The organism is Methylobacterium dankookense, assembly GCF_902141855.1.
In the GTDB taxonomy this organism is placed as follows: domain Bacteria; phylum Pseudomonadota; class Alphaproteobacteria; order Rhizobiales; family Beijerinckiaceae; genus Methylobacterium; species Methylobacterium dankookense.
Genome location: NZ_CABFVH010000001.1, coordinates 269,134 through 287,951 on the forward strand (window position 1 = coordinate 269,134; position 18,818 = coordinate 287,951).

An 18,818-nucleotide genomic window follows, 5' to 3' on the forward strand; every position below is an offset into this window, starting at 1 on the left:
TCCCTCGTCCCTGATCGGATTCAGATCTGGCCGCCGCCGGCCGCGGCGCGCTTGCGCGTGGTGCGCTGCTCGATGCGCTTCTCGCGGATCGGCACGTGCACGATGCGCTTCACGTAGATGCCGGGCGTGTGGATGTTGGCCGCGTCGATCTCGCCGGGCTGGACGAGGTTCTCGACCTGCGCGACCGTGACCTTGGCGGCGGTCGCCATCATCGGGTTGAAGTTGCGCGCCGTGAGCCGGTAGGCGAGGTTGCCCTCCGTGTCGCCCTGATAGGCGTGGACCAGCGCGAGGTCGGCGAACAGGCCGCGCTCCATCACGTATTCCTCGCCGTCGAACGTGCGCACCTCCTTGCCCTCGGCGACCTTGGTGCCGACGCCGGTCTTGGTGAAGAAGGCCGGGATGCCGGCGCCGCCCGCGCGGATGCGCTCGGCGAGCGTGCCCTGCGGGTTGAACTCGATCTCCAGCTCGCCGGCCAGGAACTGCCGGGCGAACTCCTTGTTCTCGCCGACATAGGACGAGATCATCTTGGCGACCTGCCGGGTCTCCAGGAGCTTGCCGAGGCCGACCCCGTCGATGCCGGCATTGTTCGAGACGACGGTCAGCCCCTTCACGCCGGAGGCCTTGACCGCCTCGATCAGCTCGTCGGGGATGCCGCACAGCCCGAAGCCGCCACACATGATCGTCATGTCGTCCCGCAACAGCTCCGCCAGGGCGCTGGTCGGATCCGAAAATACCTTCTTCATCAGGCCGTCCTTCCCGGGTCTATCTGTTGTGCGGCGCGTGAAAGCCGCCATCCTGTCCCCGATTCCGCCATCCGGGTCCAGTGCGGTGCAACGGATGGAATCACAGCGAAGATGCGGGGAGAAGCGTCCCGGGCAGACAAATCGCACCGAACCGGCTATGGCGAGCGGGCGAGCGCGTGAAGCGTGACGGCACGGGGGCGCCTGAAACCTCCGCGCTCGCGGCCCGGTCCCTGCCGGACCGCGCCCGTTCCTGCGCCCGGAGTGCGATGTCGCCGCGCCGCCTGTCCCTCACCCTCGGCCTCGCGACCCTCACGCTCGCGGGCGTCTCGGCCGCACTTCCCTGGACCATCGGGACGGAGGGTGCCGCGCGCCTCGTCGGCCGGGAACTCGCGGCCTACGGCCTCTCGCTCCACGCCGAAGGGCCGGCCACCTTGCGCCTCCTGCCGCTGCCGCGCCTCGACTTCGCCCGCACGCGCATCGCCGAGGAGAGCGCCGCCGCGCCGCTGGCCGAGGGCGGCCGCCTCACCATCGTGCTTGATCCTATCGGCCTGATGGCCGGACGCATCGGCATCGGCAGCCTGACCCTCGACGGCACGAAGCTCGTCCTGACCGACGATGCCCGCTGGGCTGGCCCCCTGCGCCGCCTCTCCGAGCAGGTGCGGGCGGGCTGGTTCGTGCGCCCGCACCGCGTGGTGCTGAAGAACGCCGCGCTGGCCGGGCCCGGGCACGCGGAGCCGGAGATCCGCGACCTCGACCTCGATCTCGACTGGCCCGCCTGGGGCGGCAGCCTCGACGGACGGGCGCGCTTCACCTGGCGCGGGCAGCGCGCGCGGGCGAACCTCACCGACCTGCGCCCCGCCGCCCTCGCGGAGGGGACGGCCTCGCCCTTCGCGGCGAGCCTGATCTGGCCCGGCGGCAGCCTCAGCGCCGAGGGCGACGCGCGCCTCGCCGCGGAACCGTCGCGCGGGCTGGCGCTCGAAGGGACCGGCAAGCTCGAGACGCGCTCGCTGCCGCAGACGCTCGCCTGGATCGGGCGCGACGCGGCCCTGGCGCCCCTCGCCGAGACCTTCGCGCTCGAGGGGAGCTTCAGCGCGGAGGGGGCGGCGGTGATGCTGCCGCGCCTGCGCGTCCGCCTCGGCCAGAACGTGCTCGACGGCGCGGGCCAGGCGAGTTTGGCGACGCCGCGGGCCGCCGTGCAGGCGACGCTCGCCGCCGACAGCCTGAACCTCGCGCCGCTTCTCGGCCAGCTCCTGCGCGTGCTCGGCCTCGATGGCGAGGAGCGGGCCGCGCCGGCCCTCGCCCTGCATCCCTTCACCGGGGGCGACCTCGACCTGCGCCTCTCGGCTGCCGCCGCCCGGATCGGGCCGGTGGCGCTGGAGGACATGGCCGCGAGCCTGCTGGTGCGCGACGGCGCCGTCGAGATCGCCCTGAACCGGGCCGCGGTGCAGGGCGGCACCGTGAAGGGGCGCGCCACGCTGACGAGCGCCGGCATCAACGGAACCGAGACCGAGGTGAAGGCGCAGGGCGCGCTGGATCAGGTCGATCTCGGCGGCCTGCTCATCGATCTCGGCGCCTCGCGCTGGGTGCTCGGGCCGAGCCAGGGCCATTTCTCCTTCGAGGGGAGCGGCCGCGACCTCGCCGACCTCGCCGCCCGCACCTCGGGCCGCGCCGCGCTCACCATCGACCGCGGCGCCATCGTCGGGCTCGACCTCGCGGACGTGATCCAGCGCCATGGCGGCGTCGCCGCGGGCGCGCTCGCCCGGCGCAACGGCCGCACGCCCTTCGAGCGGGCGAGCCTCAGCCTGCGCTTCGCGGACGGCGTCGGCGAGATCGCCGAGGGCGTGCTGCAGGCCTCGGCGTTGAGCGCCAGCCTGCGCGGCTACGTCTCCCTGCGAGACCACAGCTTCCGGGCGAGGGCCGAGCTGCATCCGCGCGCCGATTCCGCGAGGCCCGGCCCGCTCTTCGACCTTGCCGGCCCCTGGGACGCGGTGACCGTCCGCGCGGCGCGGCCGGGCGAGGCGGAGCCGGAACTGCCGACGAGCAGCGCGGCGCCGAGCGCCTTCCACGGCGTGCCGGGCCTGATCCTGCCCGGCACGGCGCGCGCCTACGCGCCCTGACGCGTCTGACAATCCGACTGCGACAGCCCCCCGGAACGCCGTCAGCGCGCCCCGCGCTTCAGGTCCCCGTCGATCAGGAGCGCGCTCTTGCCGTCGAGGCGCGTGCGGTAGACCTGCAGGTTCTCCATCACCCGCTGGACGTAGTTGCGCGTCTCGGTGAAGGGGATGCGCTCGACCCAGTCCACCACGTCGACCTCGCCCTTGCGCGGGTCGCCATAGGCGTCGATCCACTTCTTCACGTTGCCGCCGCCCGCATTGTAGGCGGCGAAGGCGAGCACGTAGGAGCCGCGCCAATCCTCCATCAGCTCGCCGAGATGGGCCTGGCCGAGGCGGGCATTGTAGGCCGGGTCGCTGGTCAGGCGGTCCTGGTCGTAGGCGGCGGCGACGCGCCGCGCCGTGCGCTGGGCGGTGGCCGGCATCATCTGCATCAGGCCGCGCGCGCCGACGCCCGACTGGGCGCGCGGATCGAACTGGCTCTCCTGGCGCGCGATGGCGAAGACCATGGCCCGCTCCACCTGCGGCACCGCCGTGAAGGTCTCGTATTGCGGGATGCCGATGGTCGGGTAGGCATGGGCGTCGAGCGGCAGGCCGCGCTGCACGGCAAGCTTGCCGATGGCGACGAGGGCGCGCGCATCCTTCATCTCGACGGCGAGGTCGCCGAGCGCCTGGATCTCGGCCGGGTCGCCGAGGCGCTGGGCGGTGTCGATGTAGAGCGGCAGGGCCAGCTCCTTCAGCGAGGCGGCGGCGAGCAGCTTCAGCGCGCGGATGCAGAGGCGGTCGTCGAAGGCGGCGCGCGCCGCCGCATCGAGATCGGTGGGCGCGCGGAGCGCGAGGCTGGTCTGGCCGAGCCGCGCCCGGGCGAGCTGCCCGTAATAGGCGATCGGCTGCTGGGAAGCCTTGGCGTAGAAATCCTTGGCCGCCTCCTGCTGCCCGAGGCCCTCGGCCGCACGCCCCTGCCAATAGGCGGCGCGCGCGATCGAGATCGGCGTCTCCGCGGCCTTGGCGGCTTCGGCGAAATGCCGTGCGGCGGAGGCCGGGTCGGACGTGAAGCGCAGCGCGATCCAGCCGGCATGGAACTCCGCCTCGATGCGCTTCTCGGGCGTGCGGGCGCCGTGGCCGCTCGCCACCGCGTAGGCGGTGCCGGCGTCGCCGAGATCGAGGAGCTTGCGCGCCACGATGCGGCGCTCCACCCACCACTCGTCGCCGTCCACCAGCACGTCCGGGTTGGTCGGGGCCGTGGCGAGGACGGCGGCCGCCTCCGCCGCCTTGTCGGCCCGGCGGAAGAACTGCGCCCGCGAGAACAGGTAGGAGGGGTCGCTGCGCAGCGACGGCGGCACGGCGGCGAGCGCCGCGGCGGCGCCGGAACTCTTGTCCTCGACCGCGCGGCGGGCCCGCACGAGGCTGGCATAGGAGCCGCCCGCATAGCCGGCGGCGCGGCCGGCCGCCTCCCAATCCTCCTTCAGGAGGGCGCGCTCCATGCGGTAGCGGTGGTCGATCCGGGTGAGCAGGCCGGGGAAGGCGTCGAGGACGCGCGATTCCAGGCTGCGCCCGAAGGTCTCGCCCCGCCACAGGTCGCGCACGAGGTCGGCGGCGTCGGCGTCAAGCCCGTCTGCCTTGAAGGCCAGCGCCAGGGCGAACTTGCCCGGCGCGCTCGCCGGCCGCGATCCGCCGAAGAAGGCGCGCACCACGGAGGGGCTCTTGCGCTCGGAGAGCAGCGCCTCCTCGGACCGGCGGCGCAGCATGGCGCCGGCCGGCCAGTCGGGATTGGCCCGGGCGAAGGCCACGGTGCGCTCGAAGCCGATGCCGGCCCCCGCGCGGATCGCGATCCATTCGAGGAGCGCGCGCGCCGCCGGGTCGGGGAAGCCGTCGCGCAGGCGGTCGCCATCCGCGACCTTGCCCTTGCGGTAGAACTCGATCGCCTGGCGCAGCAGGGTCACGTCGGTGGAGCCGGCCTTGGCGGCGGCGGCAAGGTCGGGCACCTCCGGCACGGGCGCGCTGGGCGACAGGCCGGCATCGGGCACGGGGAAGGCGATCGGCGCCTCGGGATCGGCCGAGGCATAGGCGGTGGTGCCGGGCGGGAGCGCCTTGGCCGTGCCGCCCTCCTCCGCCTTCGCGTCGAGCTTCGGGGCGTCGGCCGCCTCGCCGGCCGCCTTCTCGGACGGCGCCTTCTCGGAAACGGCCTTGACGTCCGGGACGATGGCGGCGGGCGCGACCGGCTGGGTCGCCGCCGCGCTCTGGACGGGCTGGGCCGCCGTGTCGGAGCCGCGCAGGGCGGGGGCCGCCGCCAGGGTCGCCCCGCCGGTGAGCGCGAGGCCGAGAAGCGCGATCTGCGCGCGCGCGAGGGACGCCATGGCTGCGATCACTCCGCTCTGGTCAAGCTTGCACGAGGCACCATGCCACAAGGTCCGGCCAAGCTCGTTAACACGTGCTTAACCGTGGGCCGGATCCGTTTGCGCGCGTGCGGCGGAAGCCCTATGTCTGCCGCCCTGCGCCGCCGCGGCGCGCAACGGGAGGAACGGCGGGGCCGTTCGGAACAAGACCGATGACCGAGACACTGGCCCGCCTCAGGGGCTCGATGACCGCGCTGGTCACCCCCTTCCGTGAAGGCACCTTCGACGAGACGGCCTTCCGCCGCTTCGTGAACTGGCAGATCGAGCAGGGCACGCACGGGCTGGTGCCGACGGGCACCACCGGCGAGAGCCCGACCCTCAGCCATGCCGAGCACGACCGCGTGGTGGAGGCCTGCGTGGACGAGGCGCGCGGCCGGGTGCCGGTGATCGCGGGCGCCGGCTCGAACTCGACCGCCGAGGCGATCGAGCGGGCCCAGCATGCCGAGCGCGCCGGAGCGGACGCCGTGCTCGTGGTCACGCCCTATTACAACAAGCCGACCCAAGGCGGCCTCTACGCCCACTTCAAGGCCGTCAACGACGCCATCGGCATCCCGATCATCATCTACAACATCCCGCCCCGCTCCGTGATCGACATGAGCGTCGATACGATGAAGCGCCTGTTCGAGCTCAAGAACATCGCCGGCGTGAAGGATGCCACGGCCAAGATCGACCGCGTCAGCGCCCAGCGCCTGGCGATGGGTGAAGCTTTCGTCCAGCTTTCGGGCGAAGATGCGACGGCGATCGGCTTCAACGCCCAGGGCGGCGTCGGCTGCATCTCGGTGGTCTCGAACGTGGCCCCGCGTCTCTGCGCCGACCTGCAGACGGCGACGCTCGCGGGCGACTACGCCAAGGCGCTGGCCATCCAGGACCGGCTCTTCCCGCTCCAGACCGGGCTCTTCGCGGAATCGAACCCCTCGCCGGCGAAGTACGCGCTCTCCCGCCTCGGCCATATGAGCGAGGAGGTGCGCCTGCCGCTGGTGACGGTCTCGGACGAGACCCGCGGCATCGTGGACGCGGCCCTGCGCCATGCCGGCCTGATCGAGGGCTGAACCCGAAGACCTGAACCCGCATTGTCCGCCGGAGCGCCCCGCCCTCCGGCGGGGATGCCCGAAAGACGAGAATGGCCCCGAAACCCGAACCGAACCGGCGCGTGGTGGCGGACAACCGCGCCGCGCGCTTCCACTACGCCATCGAGGACACGATCGAGGCCGGCATCGCGCTCACCGGCACCGAGGTGAAGTCGCTGCGCAACGGCAAGGCGACGATCGGCGAGGCCTATGCCGGCCCCTCCGGCCACGACCTGATGCTGTTCAACGCCTACATCCCCGAATACCTCGAGGCGAACCGCTTCAACCACGACACCAAGCGCCCACGACGCCTGCTGCTGCACCGCCGCCAGATCGACAAGCTGATCGGCGCCACGCAGCGCCAGGGCTACACGGTGGTGCCGCTGAAGATCTACTTCAACGAGAGCGGCCGCGCGAAGGTCGAGCTCGGCCTCGGCAAGGGCAAGCAGGCCCACGACAAGCGCGAGGCGGTGAAGGAGCGCGACTGGAAGCGCGACCAGGCCCGCCTGCTGCGCGACCGGGGATAAGGCGCGACGTCAGACGTTCTCAGGGACCGCCAACGGGACTCCCTCTCCCGTTCGGGAGAGGGGACCCGCGCCCTCGACGGAACCGGTCGCACCCGAGCGAGCCGGCTCTCGCCCTGCCCTATTCCTCGTCCGCATCCCCGTTCTGGCGGATGCCGTAGCGGCTCTCCAGACCCGGATTCTGGCGCGGGCCGCGCTCGGCCGGGGGACGGGCCGGGCGCTCGCTCGGGTCGCGGCCGATCTTCGGCATCAGATGCGCGAGGTCGAGGAACTCGTCGGCCTGGCGGCGCAGGTCGTCCGAGATCATCGCCGGCTGGGTCTGGATGGTCGAGATCACCGTGACGCGCACGCCGCGGCGCTGCATGGCCTCGACCAGGGAGCGGAAATCCCCATCGCCGGAGAACAGCACCATGTGGTCGATATGGGCGGCCAGTTCGAGGGCGTCGATCGCCAGCTCGATGTCCATGTTGCCCTTGAACCGGCGCCGGCCCATCGAATCCGTGAATTCGCGCGCGGGCTTCGTGACGACGCGGTAGCCGTTGTAGTCGAGCCAGTCGATCAGCGGCCGGATCGAGGAATATTCCTGATCCTCGACCATGGCCGTGTAGTAGAACGCCCGAAGCAGGTTGTCCCGCGCCTGGAACTCCTTCAGCAGACGTTTGTAGTCAATATCGAAGCCGAGAGCTTTCGTCGTGGCATACAGGTTCGCGCCGTCGATGAACAGCGCGCTACGCTGAGTCCCGCCCATGGAATGTTTCGCTTTCTCGAAAATTTTATGTTTCAGAATGTTAATGCAGTGAAGCTCAAACGATGCCAACCGGCAATATCATTCGTTAGTTTCGCAGTCGATCTCGCTCATGCAGCGGGATCAATCGCATGTGAAGCTCGGCGAAGCCGTTCGAAGTGTCGTCTTGATGGATCGACAGCTTGAGCATGGGCGCTGCGTGCCGCCCAAGTCAAGCCGGCAAGTGATCTCGATTGCGGAAAGTCAGTCAGGACTTCGTGCGCGCGAACCTGAGATCGCGGGCCGGTTCCTGACGCCACGTCAGGTCGCGCGCCCCTGTGGATCACCTTGCCGGAACTGACTTCACGCCTTGGGCAGCGCGCGGCTGCCGGGCTTCACCGGGGGGATCGCGGCGAGTTCCGGCGGCAGCGCGTCGGCCGGATAGGCCGGTATGTCGAGCGTCACCAGTGACACGAAGGGCACACCGATCTCGCCCCGTCCGCCCGAGCGGTCGATCAGGCAGGCCGCGCCGACGATCTCGCCGGGCTCGGACCGAATCGCCGCGAGGCATTCCCGCGCGGAGAGGCCCGTGGTGACGATGTCCTCGACGATGACGGCGCGCTGGCCGGCCGGGATCTGGAAGCCGCGCCGCAGGGTGAAGGGGCCGCCCGGATCGCGCTCCACGAAGATCGCCCGGGCGCCGAGATGGCGGGCGGTCTCGTAGCCCGGCACGATGCCGCCGATGGCCGGCGAGACGACGATGTCGATCTTGCCGAACTGCGCCTCGATCGCCGCGGCGAGCGCCCGGCACAGCCGCTCCGTGCGCGGCGGCTCGGAGAAGATCGCCATCTTCTGCAGGAAGACCGGCGAGCGCAGGCCCGAGCTGAGGATGAAGTGCCCTTCGAGCAGCGCCCCCGCATCGCGGAATTCGGCGAGGACCTGGTCCGGGCTCATCGGGGCGGCAGTCATCGGCGGGCGGGTCTCCGGAGGTTCGGGGCGCTTGTGGCAGCGCCCCGGCGCGAGAGCAAGAAGAGGGGTCAGTCCCTCACCAACGTGGCGCGGCCGATGGCGAAGACGCGCCCGTCGCCGAGGAGATGGGCGGTGAAGCCCTTCGGGAAGAGCGGATCGAAGGCCTTGTCGCGCACGTTCAGCCCGCCGGTGAAGGCGCCGAAGGCCGGCATGACGAGGCGCGCCCCGTCCGAGACGAAGCAGCGGCGGCGCACCGCGCGGCCCCGCATCGCCACCTTGCCGCAGGGATGGAGATGGCCCGCGACCTCCCCCGGGCCGGCGCCCGCCGCCGGCTCGTGCCGCAGCGTCAGGCCGCCGAGCGCGAGGTCCGCCGCGTAGCGCCCGCCGACGCCCTCGCCGATCTCGGCATCGTGGTTGCCGGCGATCCAGACCCAGTCGCGGCCCGCCTGGAGCGCCGCCACCATGGCGCGGTCGCCGGGCTCCATCCGCTCGGGGCCGCGGGCGTCGTGGAAGGAATCGCCGAGGGCGACGACGCAGGCCGGCTCGAACCGGGCGATCGCCTCGTGCAGGTTCGCCAGCGTCTCGCGGGTGTCGTAGGGCGGCAGGAACTGGCTCGAGCGCGCGGCATAGGCCGAGCCCTTCTCCAGGTGCAGGTCCGACACCACCAGCGTCCGGTGCGCGGGCAGCCACAGGGCGCCGCTGAGGTCCAGCACCGCATCCTCGCCGGCCAGCATCAGGCCGGCGGGCTTCACACTCTTCTCAAGTCTCTGGCCGAGCGCCAAGATCGCATCCTCATCCGGGGGACCGGGGCGCATCGGAGTCAGCCGAGAGCTTCTTCGAGAAGCTGCGCCTCGGCCTCGGCCAGGATCTCGTCCGCGCCCTCGCCGTAGACCTTCTCGCGCCCGATCTCCAGCATGACGGAGACGGAGAGCGGGGAGACCCGGTCGAGGGCCCGGTGGATGATTCGCCCCTGGATGCGCTCTAGCATCACACCGAGCCGCCTCACGTCGAGGAGTCCGGTTGCCGCATCCTGCCGCGCGGCGCGCAGGAGCAGGTGGTCGGGCTGGTGCTTGCGCAGCACGTCGTAGACGAGGTCGGTCGAGATGGTGACCTGCCGCCCGGTCTTCTTCTGGCCTGGATGGCGCCGCTCGATCAGCCCGGCGATCACCGCGCATTGCCGGAAGGTCCGCTTCATCATCGCGGATTCGGCGAGCCAGGCCTCGAGGTCGTCGCCGAGCATGTCCTGCGCGAACAGGTCGGCGAGGAAATCCGGATCCTCCGCGATGCGCTCCGAGACGTCCCGCGTCGTCCAGATCGCGATGCCGTAATCGTTGGCGGCGAACCCTAGGGGCCGCAGGCCGGCGCGCTCCAGGCGGCGGGTCAGCAGCATGCCGAGCGTTTGGTGCGCGAGCCGTCCCTCGAACGGGAAGGCGGTGAGGTAGTGGCGCTTCGCCCGCGGGAAGGTCTCGACCAGCAGATCCTTCGGCCCGGGCAGGACCGAGCGGCTGCGCTGCTGCACGAGGTAGTCAGCGACCTGCTTCGGCAGGCGGTCCCACTCGAAGGGGTCGGCGATCAGAGCCCGCACGCGCGCGGCGAGGAAGGTCGAGAGCGGGAACTTCGCGCCGGCATAGGAGGGAATCGCCGGGTCGGTGCCGGGCCCGGCGCGGGTCACCATGGCCTCGTCCTCCACGAGGCCCTCGAAGCGCAGCACCTCGCCCGCGAACAGGAAGGTGTCGCCCGGCGTCAGCGTCTCGGCGAAATCCTCCTCGACCTCGCCGAGCACGCGGCCGGTCTTCGGCAGCACCGTGCCGGGCTTGGCGCGCAGGGAGCGGACGAGGCGCACCTTCACCTTCGCGGATTCGACGATGGTGCCGATATTCATCCGGTATTGCTGCGCGACCCGGCCATCGCGCACCCGCCAGAGCCCGTCGGCCCCACGCAGGATCTTGGCGAAGCGCTCGTAGGCGCGTAGCGCATAGCCGCCGGTCGCCACGTAATCGACCACCGCCTCGAAATCCTCCCAGGCGAGGCCCGCATAGGGCGCGGCGGAGGTGATCTCCGCGTAGAGGTCGTTCGGGTCGAAGGCGTCGGCGCAGGCCATGCCGAGGACGTGCTGAGCGAGCACGTCGAGGGCGCCGGTGCGGGCGTCCGGGGTGTCCTGCGCCGCCTCCTCGACGGCGTCGAGGGCGGCGCGGCATTCCAGCATCTCGAAGCGGTTGGCCGGCACCAGATAGGCCTTGGAGGGCTCGTCCATGCGGTGGTTCGCCCGGCCGATCCGCTGCATGATCCGGCTCGCCCCCTTCGGCGCGCCGATATTGACGACGAGGTCCACGTCGCCCCAGTCGATGCCGAGATCGAGGGTCGCGGTGCAGACGATGGCCCTGAGCTGCCCCGCCGCCATCGCGGCCTCGACCCGGCGGCGCTGCTGCGCGTCGAGCGAGCCGTGGTGGAGCGCGATCGGCAGCAGGTCGTCGTTGAGGTTCCAGAGTTCCTGGAAGGTGTACTCCGCCTGGAGCCGGGTGTTCACGAAGACCAGCACCGTGCGGTGCTCGCGGATCAGCGCGTAGATCGCCGGCATGGCGGCATGCGCCGTGTGTCCGGCGAGCGGCAGGGTCCGCGCTGATTCGAGCATGCGCAGGTCCGGCCGCGCGCCGCCGGTGACGACCACCAGGTCGGCCATGGATGGCACACTCCCTCCCCCCTCTGCGGGAGAGGGGACCCGCGCTTCCGCGTCGAGGCCTGCCCGAATGCGAGGACCGGAGCCCTGCGGCACCAGATATTTCCGCAATTCGTCCGGCTCGCGCACCGTGGCGGAGAGCCCGATCGCGGTGAGCCCCGGGCTGAGCCGGTGCAGCCGCGCGAGCCCGAGCGACAGCAGATCCCCCCGCTTCGAGGTGACGAGCGCGTGCAGCTCGTCGAGGATCACGCAAGCCAGGTTCGCGAGCAGGTCCGCCGCCTCGCGATGGGCGATGAGGAGCGCGAGCTGCTCCGGCGTCGTCAGCAGGATGTCGGGCGGCCGCGCGATCTGGCGGGTGCGCTTGTGGGCGGGGGTGTCGCCGGTGCGGGTCTCGACGCGCACGGGCAGCCCCATCTCGGAGACCGGCGCCTCGAGGTTGCGGGCGATGTCGACGGCGAGCGCCTTGAGCGGCGAGATGTAGAGGGTGTGCAGGCCCCGCCGTTCGGACGGCTTCGATCGGGACAGGGCGACGAGGCTCGGCAGGAAGCCGGCGAGCGTCTTGCCGGCCCCCGTGGGCGCCACCAGCAGCGCCGAGCGTCCGGCGCCGGCGATGCGCAGCAGGTCGAGCTGGTGCGCCCGGGGCGCCCAGCCGCGGCCCGCGAACCAGGCCGCGAAGGCGGGCGGCAGGAGGTCGTCGCCGGGGCGATTCCCGCTCAGGCGAGCGCCATCAGGAAGCGGTCGATCAGTTCCAGCGCCCGCGCGGTGAGCACGCCGGGATAGCGCACGAAGATGTGGCATCCGCCCGGATAGATCGCCGTGTGCCCCCCGTTGCCCGCCGCCGCCCAGCGGGCGGACATGTAGAGCGTGTCGTCGAGGAGCGGGTCTGCGGTGCCGACCGTGAACAAGGCCGGCGGCAGGCCTTTCAGCTCCGCATAGATCGGCGAGACGTCGGGGCGGCGCCGGTCGATCCCCTCGCGCACGTAGTCGTCGGCGAATCGGGTCAGGTCCTCGGTGTTCACCACCAGGCGCTCGGCGCCCCAGTTGCGCACGGAGGGGGTGAGGCCGAGGTCGAAGAAGCCGGCATTGAGGTTGGCGCCGCGGAAGGCGCGGGGCAGGTTGTGCCGATCGCGCAGACGCAGGAGCACCATCACCGCGAGATGGGCGCCGACCGATTCGCCGCCGATGGTGAGGGCGGAGACGCCGAACTCGGCCTTGCCGGGCCCGGCGAGCCAGAGCGCGGCGGCCTCGCAATCGAGGAGCGCGGCCGGATAGGGGTGCTCGGGCGCGAGCCGGTAATCCACCGAGAGGCAGACGAAGCCGCAGGAATCGGCGATGCGCTCCAGCCAGGGGTCCTGCTCGTCGGCCCCGCCCCAGATCCAGCCGCCGCGGTGGATGTGAAGATAGGCGCCGCGCAGGCGCACGCCGGGCCGCGGACGGATGACCCGCAGCGGCAAGGCGCCGCCGGGGCCGTCGATCAGCATGGTCTCGGCCCGGGTGCTGCGCGGCATGGCGGGCGAGGCCTTGGTGCCGGCCTTGCGGCGCTCGCGCACCTCGTCGATGGGCAGAGTCCACGGATCGGGCTGGGCGGCGTGCGCGGCCACGATCTCGGCGTTGAGCCGCAGGGTTTCCGGATCGATCGTCGCCGGGTCGAACAGGGCGTGGTCGATCATCGTGGACCTGGTTCCGTGGGTTCGGCCGTCCAGTCTGCTCCGGCGGCCCGCGTCTGTCGCGCGTAGTGTCTGCGGATGGCGATGCGGATATCTTGGCGGCTCGGGCGAGCATTGCCATCTGCCCCTCATCCGCGAAACCGCCCAACGCCCGAGGCGCACGGGAGTTTCGCGGGAAGTGTGACGCGGACGTCACGCTTCCGCCGGGTTCCGGCGGTTGAAACGGCGGCCTCACCCTTCGCCGGCACTTCGCAGAGATCGAGAGCGAAAGACGTGGAACACGGCAAGCATCGCCCGGGCGGCGCGTCCTATCCCGAGATGGCCTATGGCGGGCGCGGCAGCGGCCTGCGCCGCTTCCTCGGCGGCTCGCCGGCCGCGGTGTTCCTGCGCCTGCTGTTCCTCTCGGTCCTCGTCGGCGCCTTCATGGCGATGCTCGGGCTCACCCCGGGGCAGCTCTTCTGGCACGTCTACGATTCGGCCCGCACCCTGATCGATATGGGGCTCGCCACCTTCCACGATTTCGGCGGCTGGATCCTGGCCGGCGCCGTGGTGGTGGTGCCGCTCTGGTTCATCTCGCGGCTCTTCGCGGCGTCGCGATAGGCGGCGGACTGTTCCGACGCCGCAGCAGGATGAGGCGCGGGTCCCCTCTCCCATTCGGGAGAGGGACAGGGTGAGGGATGAGAAGGTTCCGGACAGAGCGGAGCCGGAGGCGCCGCACCGTCGCGTTCTCAGACGATTTCGGATCGATCGGAACGGCTGCTCGCGGGTCCCCTCCCCCTTGCGGGGAGGGGTAGGGGTGGGGGTGGCTCAGGATCGAACGTCCCGGTGCCTTCTGAACCACCCCCACCTCCGGCTCCTCCCCGCAAGGGGGAGGAGAGGACCGCCGCACCGTCGCGACCTCTCCGGCGCGTTCTCAACCCTCACCCCAGCCCTCTCCCGAACGGGAGAGGGGGCCTGTCGCGGTTCACGTTCATCCCTTGAATCCGGCCCGCCGTCCCTCGGTCCGCTTCGCCGCCGCTCCGGCTCGGGCGGCCCAGCCATGCAACGGCCCGGCTGTCCCGGAGCGCCCTGGCCCAGCATGCTGCATCGTCCGGTCCCGCGATTCGGCCCTGCCGCATGAACTCCAGCCCCCTCCCCGTCTCCGGACGGCGCGTCCTCGCCCTCGCGCTGCCGATGACGCTCGCCAACGTCACGACGCCGATGCTCGGCTTCGTCGGCGCGACCGTGATCGGGCGGCTCGGTGACGCCGCCGCGCTCGGGGCGATCGCGCTCGGCGCCGTGATCTTCGACGCGATCTTCTGGTCCTTCGGCGCGCTGCGCATGGCGACGGCGGGGCTGACCGCGCAGGCGGTCGGCGCGCGGGATGCCGCCGAGATCGACCGCACGCTGGCCCGGGCCCTGGCGGCCGGCGCGCTCGCGGGCCTCGCCCTCGTCGTCCTCCAGATCCCCCTCGCGGCCGCCGCCTTCCGGATCAGCGGCGCGAGCCCGGCGGTGGTCGAGGGGTTGTCGACCTATTTCCACATCCGCATCCTCTCGGCGCCCTTCGTGCTCGCGAACTACGCGGTGCTGGGCTCCGTGCTCGGGCGCGGACGGACCGATCTCGGCCTGCTGCTGCAGGTGGCGATCAACTGCGTGAACATCGCGCTCACCCTCGCCCTGGTGGTGGGTCTTGAGCGCGGGATCGGTGGGGCGGCGCTCGCCACCGTCTGCGCCGAGGGCGCGGGCCTCCTCCTCGGCCTCGTGCTGCTGCGCCGGCTCGGCGCGCGCCCGTTTCGGGTGCCGCTCGCCGAGATCCGCGATGCCGCGGCGCTCAAGCGCACCTTCGCGGTCAATGCCGACATCGTGGTCCGCACCCTGGCCCTGGTCGCAGGCATCGTGCTGTTCTCGGCGCTCGGCGCCCGCCAGGGCGATGCCGTGCTCGCGGCCAACGCCGTGCTCTGGAACCTCTTCCTGATCGGGGGCTTCTTCCTCGACGGCTTCGCCACGGCCGCGGAAGCGCTCTGCGGGCAGGCGCTCGGGGCCCGGGACGAGGCGGATTTCCGCCGCGCCTCGATGCTCAGCCTGCGCTGGTGCCTCGGATTCGGGATCGGGGTCAGCCTGCTCGCGCTCGGCGGCGGCCACGCCTTCATCGACTTCGTGAGCACGAGCGAGGCGGTGCGCGCGGTCGCCTACCAGTACCTGCCGCTCGCCGCGCTCGCCCCCTTCATCGCGGCGACGCCCTTCGCCTATGACGGCATCTATATCGGCGCCACCTGGACCCGGGCGATGCGCAACCTGATGCTCGCGGCGCTCGCCGCCTATTGCGCGACGCTGCTCGCCGTGCAGGCGCTCGGCCTCGGCAATACCGGCCTCTGGCTCGCCTTCCTCAGCTTCCTCGGCGCCCGCGGCCTCGGCCAGGCCCTGGCCTATCCGGGACTGGCGCGGCGGGAATTCGCCGCGGCCTGAAGCGTCTTAGAGCGCTCTCCGCCGAAGTGGATCCCGGTTCGGCGCAAGAGAACGCGCCACAACAAGGACTTGGAGCCGTTCCCGATTGCAACGCGATCGGGAACGGCTCTAGCGCGGATCCGTCCAGCGCCGGCCGGTGGAGCCGGTGCTGGTGGGCGCGGCGGGCTCGGCCGAGACGGTCGGGGTGAGCGCGCCGCGCGGGGCCGGCGCAGTGCGCTGGACGACCCGGCGCACCGGCAGGGCGCTGCGGCGGTAGCGGGCCCGGCGGTAGCGGCGCGGGCGCTCGCTCGTCGCGCCGACCACGCCGCCGACGATGGCCCCGGCCACGGCGCCGATCGGCCCGCCGACCACCGCCCCGGCGATCGCGCCGGTGCCGACGCCGACCGTGGTGTTGCTCGCCGCCCGCGCCGAGAGCGGCGCGGCGAGCGCGCCGGCCAGCATCAGGCCGAAGAAGACCCGCTTCATGGTCGATCCCTCATTGTCTCGCGTCTCGCGCGATAGGCGCGGGACGCCCGTTCGGGCTTGCCTCTCGACGAAGAGTTCGAGGGGGCCGGTCCCGTTCGTCCGGGTCGGCCTTGCTGGCGGAAGGTGGCCGCAGCGTGGCGGCATCACAAACGCCGCCGTTTCTTAGCCCCCGACCTTTGGGGCGCTGGCCTCACCGGTCCGTTGCATTATGGTGCAGCGCAAAGACAGTTTGGGCCGAAGGACTGACCCGATGACCGATCTCCGCCTCCGCCGCAGCGTGCTCTACATGCCGGGCTCGAACGCGCGCGCCCTGGAGAAGGCCAAGACGCTGCCCGCCGACAGCCTGATCCTCGACCTGGAGGACGCGGTCGGCATGGAGGAGAAGGAGCTCGCCCGCGAGCAGGTCTGCGCCGCGGTGAAGAGCGGCGGCTACGGCGACCGCGAGCTGGTGATCCGCGTCAACGCCCCCCAGACGCCCTGGGGCGAGGCGGACCTGCGCGCCGCCATCGAGGCGCGGCCCGACGCGATCCTGATGCCGAAGGTGTCCTCGCCGGCCGTGCTGGAGGCCATCGCCAACCATCTCGAGGCGCTCGACGCACCCGAGGACATCGCCATCTGGGCGATGATCGAGACCCCGGCCGCGATCCTCAACATCAAGGAGATCGCCCAGGCCCGGCGCGACCGGCGCACGCGCCTCACCAGCTTCGTGCTCGGCACCAACGACCTCGCCAAGGACACCTGGGCGCAGCTCGTGCCGGGCCGCGTGCCGATGCTGCCCTGGATCATGTTCGCGCTCGCCGCCGCGCGCTCGGAGGGGCTGACCATCCTCGACGGCGTCTGGAACGACATCGCCGACGTCGACGGCTGCCGTACGGAATGCCGGCAGTCGCGCGACCTCGGCTTCGACGGCAAGACCTTGATTCACCCCAACCAGCTCGAACCGGCCAACACCTCCTTCGCCCCCACCGAAGAGGAAGTCCGCCGCGCCCGCCTCGTCATCGAGGCCTTCGCCAAGCCGGAGAACGCCAAGCGCGGCGCGATCAAGCTGGAGGGCCGCCTTTACGAGCGCCAGCACATCAGCATGGCCAAGCGCGCGGTGACGTGGTCCGAGGCGATCGCCGCCAAGGGCTACTGAAGGGCTCTACTCGGCGGCACGAAGCGAGCCCCCTGCCGGGAAGGCCGCCCGGTAGGCGGCCGGGCTCGTCCCCAGCGTCGTCCGGAAATGGTGGCGCAGGCTCGCTGCCGAGCCGAAGCCGCAAGCCGCGGCCACCTCGGGGACCGGCAGGCGGGTGCTCTCCAAGAGGGTTCGGGCATGGCCGATGCGCTCAGCCAGCAGCCACGCTCCGGGGCTGAGGCCCGTGGCCTCGCGGAAACGGCGATGCAGGGCGCGGGGGCTCAGCGCCGCCTCGACTGCGAGCCGGCCGACCGGCCAATCCTGATCGAGATCGCGCCGCACCCGGTCGAGGAGCGGCCCGAGCCGCGAGCCCGCCGCCCGCTCGTGCGGCACCGGGCGCTCGACATATTGCGCCTGGCCCCCCTGCCGGTGGGCGGGCAGCACGAGCCGCCGTGCCACGCGGTTGGCGATCTCGGGCCCGAAATCCCGCCGCACCAGATGCAGGCAGAGGTCGAGCCCGGCCGCGCTGCCGGCGGCGGTGAGCACGTCGCCCTCGTCCACGTAGAGCACGTCGGGCACGAAGCGTAAGGCGGGATGGCGCGCGGTCAGCGCCTCCGCGTAGCGCCAGTGTGTCGTCGCCCGGCGCCCATCGAGGAGGCCGGCCGCCGCCAGCACGAAGGCGCCGGAGCAGAGCGAGAGGATGCGCGCGCCGTTCGCCTGCGCGGCGCGCAGGGCAGCGCAGAGATCCTCCGGCACCGGCGCCTCGACGCCGCGCCAGCCGGGCACGATCACGGTGCCGGCCCGGGCCACGAGATCGAGCCCGCCCTCGGCGAGCACCTGCACGCCGCCGGTCGCCCGCAGCGGCCCGGGCTCGATTCCAGCGACGGCGCAGCGATACCAGCCCGGCCCCATCTCGGGCCGCGCGAGGCCGAACACCTCGACGGCGCAGCCGAACTCGAAGGTGCAGAGCCTGTCATAGGCGACGAGCACCACGAGGGGGTTGGCGGGCGGGGTCGGGCGCGAGCTTGGCACGATCTTGACGCTACGCGGCATTCGCGCCGCTCACCAGTGCCGCGCGAGGCCCCTACCCTGCCGAGCGTCCGATCAGGAGAACCAGACATGCCGAGCGCCGTCGCCGAGATCCCCGCCGCCGAATCCGAGATCGCCCGCCGCCACTTCGCAGCGCGTCTCACCCTGGAAACCGACTGCGCCGACGTGCAGGCCGGCCTGAGCGCGGGCGCGCCCGATTTCATCCTGATCGACGTGCGGGGACCGCAGGCTTACGCGGCGGGCCACGTGCCGGGCGCGCTGAACCTGCCGCACCGGCAGATCGGGCCGGAGACATTGGCCCGCTTCCCGGCGGAGACCCTGTTCGTGGTCTATTGCGCCGGGCCGCATTGCAACGGCGGCGACCGCGGCGCCCTGCGCCTCGCCGAGCATGGTCGCCCGGTGAAGCTGATGATCGGCGGCATCACCGGCTGGCTCGACGAGGGCTTTCCGCTCGCGGAAGGCGAAGCACCGGGATCTCTGACGGTTTAAGTGAGGGAGGCCCGGAATACCGGGCTTCCAAAGGGATCATCCCTTTGGCGGGGTGCCGGGGCAGAGCCCCGGCGGGCCTTCCGGGCCGTTTCAGGCCGCTTCGGCGAACAGCGTGCGCGCCGCGTCGGTCGGCGCGAAATGCGTGCGCTGGGTGCGGGGGTCGCGCTCCGTCACCGTGATGAGGCCCGCCTCGTCGAGGCGCGAGAGGGCGCGCAGCACATGAGCGTGGGCGAGGTCGAAGACCTTCGCGAAGCTGCGCGTGTCGGGGCTCAAGCCCAGATGCGGGGCCGCGAGCAGCCCCGCCTCGATCCGCGAGAGATCCGGACGGCGCCCCTGGAGGTGATCAACCGTGCCGATGAAGTCCGCTTCCGTCATGC

General features: G+C 71.9%; 17 protein-coding genes. 7 read left to right on the forward strand and 10 right to left on the reverse strand.

Going from position 1 to position 18,818, the window contains the following annotated elements; translation table 11 throughout:
- Window positions 1-20: 20 nt before the first annotated feature.
- Window positions 21-743, reverse strand: coding sequence for a CoA transferase subunit A (locus tag MTDSW087_RS01385; RefSeq protein WP_144759117.1), 723 nt, complete (start codon window positions 741-743; stop codon window positions 21-23).
- A gap of 266 nt (window positions 744-1,009) precedes the next feature.
- Between MTDSW087_RS01385 and MTDSW087_RS01390 the strand changes: the two genes are divergently transcribed.
- Window positions 1,010-2,860, forward strand: a complete 1,851-nt coding sequence (locus MTDSW087_RS01390) for an AsmA family protein (RefSeq protein WP_144759120.1) — start codon at window positions 1,010-1,012, stop codon at window positions 2,858-2,860.
- Between the two features lie 41 nt (window positions 2,861-2,901).
- On the opposite strand, the gene MTDSW087_RS01395 is transcribed toward MTDSW087_RS01390, so the two are convergent.
- The gene (locus MTDSW087_RS01395) at window positions 2,902-5,211 is read right to left on the reverse strand and encodes a lytic transglycosylase domain-containing protein (RefSeq protein ID WP_144759123.1); all 2,310 of its coding nucleotides are present in this window, start codon (window positions 5,209-5,211) and stop codon (window positions 2,902-2,904) included.
- 191 nt (window positions 5,212-5,402) lie between these two features.
- Between MTDSW087_RS01395 and dapA the strand changes: the two genes are divergently transcribed.
- On the forward strand, window positions 5,403-6,299 hold the full coding sequence (dapA, locus tag MTDSW087_RS01400) for a 4-hydroxy-tetrahydrodipicolinate synthase (protein WP_144759126.1): 897 nt from the start codon (window positions 5,403-5,405) through the stop codon (window positions 6,297-6,299).
- Between the two features lie 71 nt (window positions 6,300-6,370).
- Window positions 6,371-6,844 carry an SsrA-binding protein SmpB gene (gene smpB, locus MTDSW087_RS01405; protein ID WP_144759128.1) on the forward strand — a complete coding sequence of 158 codons (474 nt, stop codon included), beginning with the start codon at window positions 6,371-6,373 and terminating at the stop codon, window positions 6,842-6,844.
- A gap of 118 nt (window positions 6,845-6,962) precedes the next feature.
- On the opposite strand, the gene MTDSW087_RS01410 is transcribed toward smpB, so the two are convergent.
- From MTDSW087_RS01410 to MTDSW087_RS01430, 5 genes are all read right to left on the reverse strand, one after another.
- On the reverse strand, window positions 6,963-7,589 hold the full coding sequence (locus tag MTDSW087_RS01410) for a LabA-like NYN domain-containing protein (RefSeq protein ID WP_144759131.1): 627 nt from the start codon (window positions 7,587-7,589) through the stop codon (window positions 6,963-6,965).
- Between the two features lie 339 nt (window positions 7,590-7,928).
- Entirely contained in the window at window positions 7,929-8,519 is a 591-nt protein-coding gene (gene pyrE, locus MTDSW087_RS01415) for an orotate phosphoribosyltransferase (protein WP_144759499.1), read from the reverse strand.
- Window positions 8,520-8,602: 83 nt separating this feature from the next.
- Window positions 8,603-9,316, reverse strand: a complete 714-nt coding sequence (pdeM, locus tag MTDSW087_RS01420; RefSeq protein ID WP_144759134.1) for a ligase-associated DNA damage response endonuclease PdeM — start codon at window positions 9,314-9,316, stop codon at window positions 8,603-8,605.
- A 38-nt stretch (window positions 9,317-9,354) separates the two neighbouring features.
- Window positions 9,355-12,009: a ligase-associated DNA damage response DEXH box helicase gene (locus tag MTDSW087_RS01425; RefSeq protein WP_144759137.1), complete on the reverse strand. Its 2,655-nt coding sequence runs from the start codon at window positions 12,007-12,009 to the stop codon at window positions 9,355-9,357.
- On the reverse strand, window positions 11,925-12,881 hold the full coding sequence (locus tag MTDSW087_RS01430; RefSeq protein ID WP_144759140.1) for an alpha/beta hydrolase: 957 nt from the start codon (window positions 12,879-12,881) through the stop codon (window positions 11,925-11,927). Before MTDSW087_RS01430 ends, MTDSW087_RS01425 begins: the two co-directional genes overlap by 85 nt.
- 315 nt (window positions 12,882-13,196) lie before the next feature.
- On the opposite strand from MTDSW087_RS01430, the gene MTDSW087_RS01435 reads away from it, so the two are divergent.
- Both MTDSW087_RS01435 and MTDSW087_RS01445 read left to right on the forward strand, forming a co-directional pair.
- Window positions 13,197-13,478, forward strand: a complete 282-nt coding sequence (locus MTDSW087_RS01435) for a DUF6460 domain-containing protein (protein WP_144759502.1) — start codon at window positions 13,197-13,199, stop codon at window positions 13,476-13,478.
- A 516-nt stretch (window positions 13,479-13,994) separates the two neighbouring features.
- Entirely contained in the window at window positions 13,995-15,323 is a 1,329-nt protein-coding gene (locus MTDSW087_RS01445; RefSeq protein WP_144759146.1) for an MATE family efflux transporter, read from the forward strand.
- A gap of 108 nt (window positions 15,324-15,431) precedes the next feature.
- Here MTDSW087_RS01445 and MTDSW087_RS29905 read toward each other — a convergent pair whose 3' ends face one another.
- Entirely contained in the window at window positions 15,432-15,788 is a 357-nt protein-coding gene (locus tag MTDSW087_RS29905; RefSeq protein ID WP_186383696.1) for a hypothetical protein, read from the reverse strand.
- Window positions 15,789-16,038: 250 nt separating this feature from the next.
- Here MTDSW087_RS29905 and MTDSW087_RS01455 point away from each other — a divergent pair, with 250 nt between their 5' ends.
- Window positions 16,039-16,923 (forward strand): HpcH/HpaI aldolase/citrate lyase family protein, encoded by an 885-nt coding sequence (locus tag MTDSW087_RS01455; RefSeq protein WP_144759149.1) that lies wholly within the window; start codon window positions 16,039-16,041, stop codon window positions 16,921-16,923.
- Between the two features lie 6 nt (window positions 16,924-16,929).
- On the opposite strand, the gene ftrA is transcribed toward MTDSW087_RS01455, so the two are convergent.
- Window positions 16,930-17,955 (reverse strand): transcriptional regulator FtrA, encoded by a 1,026-nt coding sequence (ftrA, locus tag MTDSW087_RS01460; protein ID WP_144759152.1) that lies wholly within the window; start codon window positions 17,953-17,955, stop codon window positions 16,930-16,932.
- A gap of 66 nt (window positions 17,956-18,021) precedes the next feature.
- Between ftrA and MTDSW087_RS01465 the strand changes: the two genes are divergently transcribed.
- On the forward strand, window positions 18,022-18,441 hold the full coding sequence (locus MTDSW087_RS01465; RefSeq protein ID WP_144759155.1) for a rhodanese-like domain-containing protein: 420 nt from the start codon (window positions 18,022-18,024) through the stop codon (window positions 18,439-18,441).
- Window positions 18,442-18,531: 90 nt separating this feature from the next.
- Here MTDSW087_RS01465 and MTDSW087_RS01470 read toward each other — a convergent pair whose 3' ends face one another.
- Window positions 18,532-18,816, reverse strand: a complete 285-nt coding sequence (locus MTDSW087_RS01470; protein ID WP_144759158.1) for a hypothetical protein — start codon at window positions 18,814-18,816, stop codon at window positions 18,532-18,534.
- Window positions 18,817-18,818: the final 2 nt, after the last annotated feature.

Bases quoted from the DNA above. Each gene is read 5' to 3' on its own strand.
- MTDSW087_RS01385 (WP_144759117.1), bottom strand. From the start codon at position 743: ATGAAGAAGGTATTTTCGGATCCGACCAGCGCCCTGGCGGAGCTGTTG.
- MTDSW087_RS01390 (WP_144759120.1), top strand. From the start codon at position 1,010: ATGTCGCCGCGCCGCCTGTCCCTCACCCTCGGCCTCGCGACCCTCACG.
- MTDSW087_RS01395 (WP_144759123.1), bottom strand. From the start codon at position 5,211: ATGGCGTCCCTCGCGCGCGCGCAGATCGCGCTTCTCGGCCTCGCGCTC.
- dapA (WP_144759126.1), top strand. From the start codon at position 5,403: ATGACCGAGACACTGGCCCGCCTCAGGGGCTCGATGACCGCGCTGGTC.
- smpB (WP_144759128.1), top strand. From the start codon at position 6,371: ATGGCCCCGAAACCCGAACCGAACCGGCGCGTGGTGGCGGACAACCGC.
- MTDSW087_RS01410 (WP_144759131.1), bottom strand. From the start codon at position 7,589: ATGGGCGGGACTCAGCGTAGCGCGCTGTTCATCGACGGCGCGAACCTG.
- pyrE (WP_144759499.1), bottom strand. From the start codon at position 8,519: ATGAGCCCGGACCAGGTCCTCGCCGAATTCCGCGATGCGGGGGCGCTG.
- MTDSW087_RS01425 (WP_144759137.1), bottom strand. From the start codon at position 12,009: ATGCCACATCTTCGTGCGCTATCCCGGCGTGCTCACCGCGCGGGCGCT.
- MTDSW087_RS01430 (WP_144759140.1), bottom strand. From the start codon at position 12,881: ATGATCGACCACGCCCTGTTCGACCCGGCGACGATCGATCCGGAAACC.
- MTDSW087_RS01435 (WP_144759502.1), top strand. From the start codon at position 13,197: ATGGCCTATGGCGGGCGCGGCAGCGGCCTGCGCCGCTTCCTCGGCGGC.
- MTDSW087_RS01445 (WP_144759146.1), top strand. From the start codon at position 13,995: ATGAACTCCAGCCCCCTCCCCGTCTCCGGACGGCGCGTCCTCGCCCTC.
- MTDSW087_RS29905 (WP_186383696.1), bottom strand. From the start codon at position 15,788: ATGAAGCGGGTCTTCTTCGGCCTGATGCTGGCCGGCGCGCTCGCCGCG.
- MTDSW087_RS01455 (WP_144759149.1), top strand. From the start codon at position 16,039: ATGACCGATCTCCGCCTCCGCCGCAGCGTGCTCTACATGCCGGGCTCG.
- ftrA (WP_144759152.1), bottom strand. From the start codon at position 17,955: ATGCCGCGTAGCGTCAAGATCGTGCCAAGCTCGCGCCCGACCCCGCCC.
- MTDSW087_RS01465 (WP_144759155.1), top strand. From the start codon at position 18,022: ATGCCGAGCGCCGTCGCCGAGATCCCCGCCGCCGAATCCGAGATCGCC.
- MTDSW087_RS01470 (WP_144759158.1), bottom strand. From the start codon at position 18,816: ATGACGGAAGCGGACTTCATCGGCACGGTTGATCACCTCCAGGGGCGC.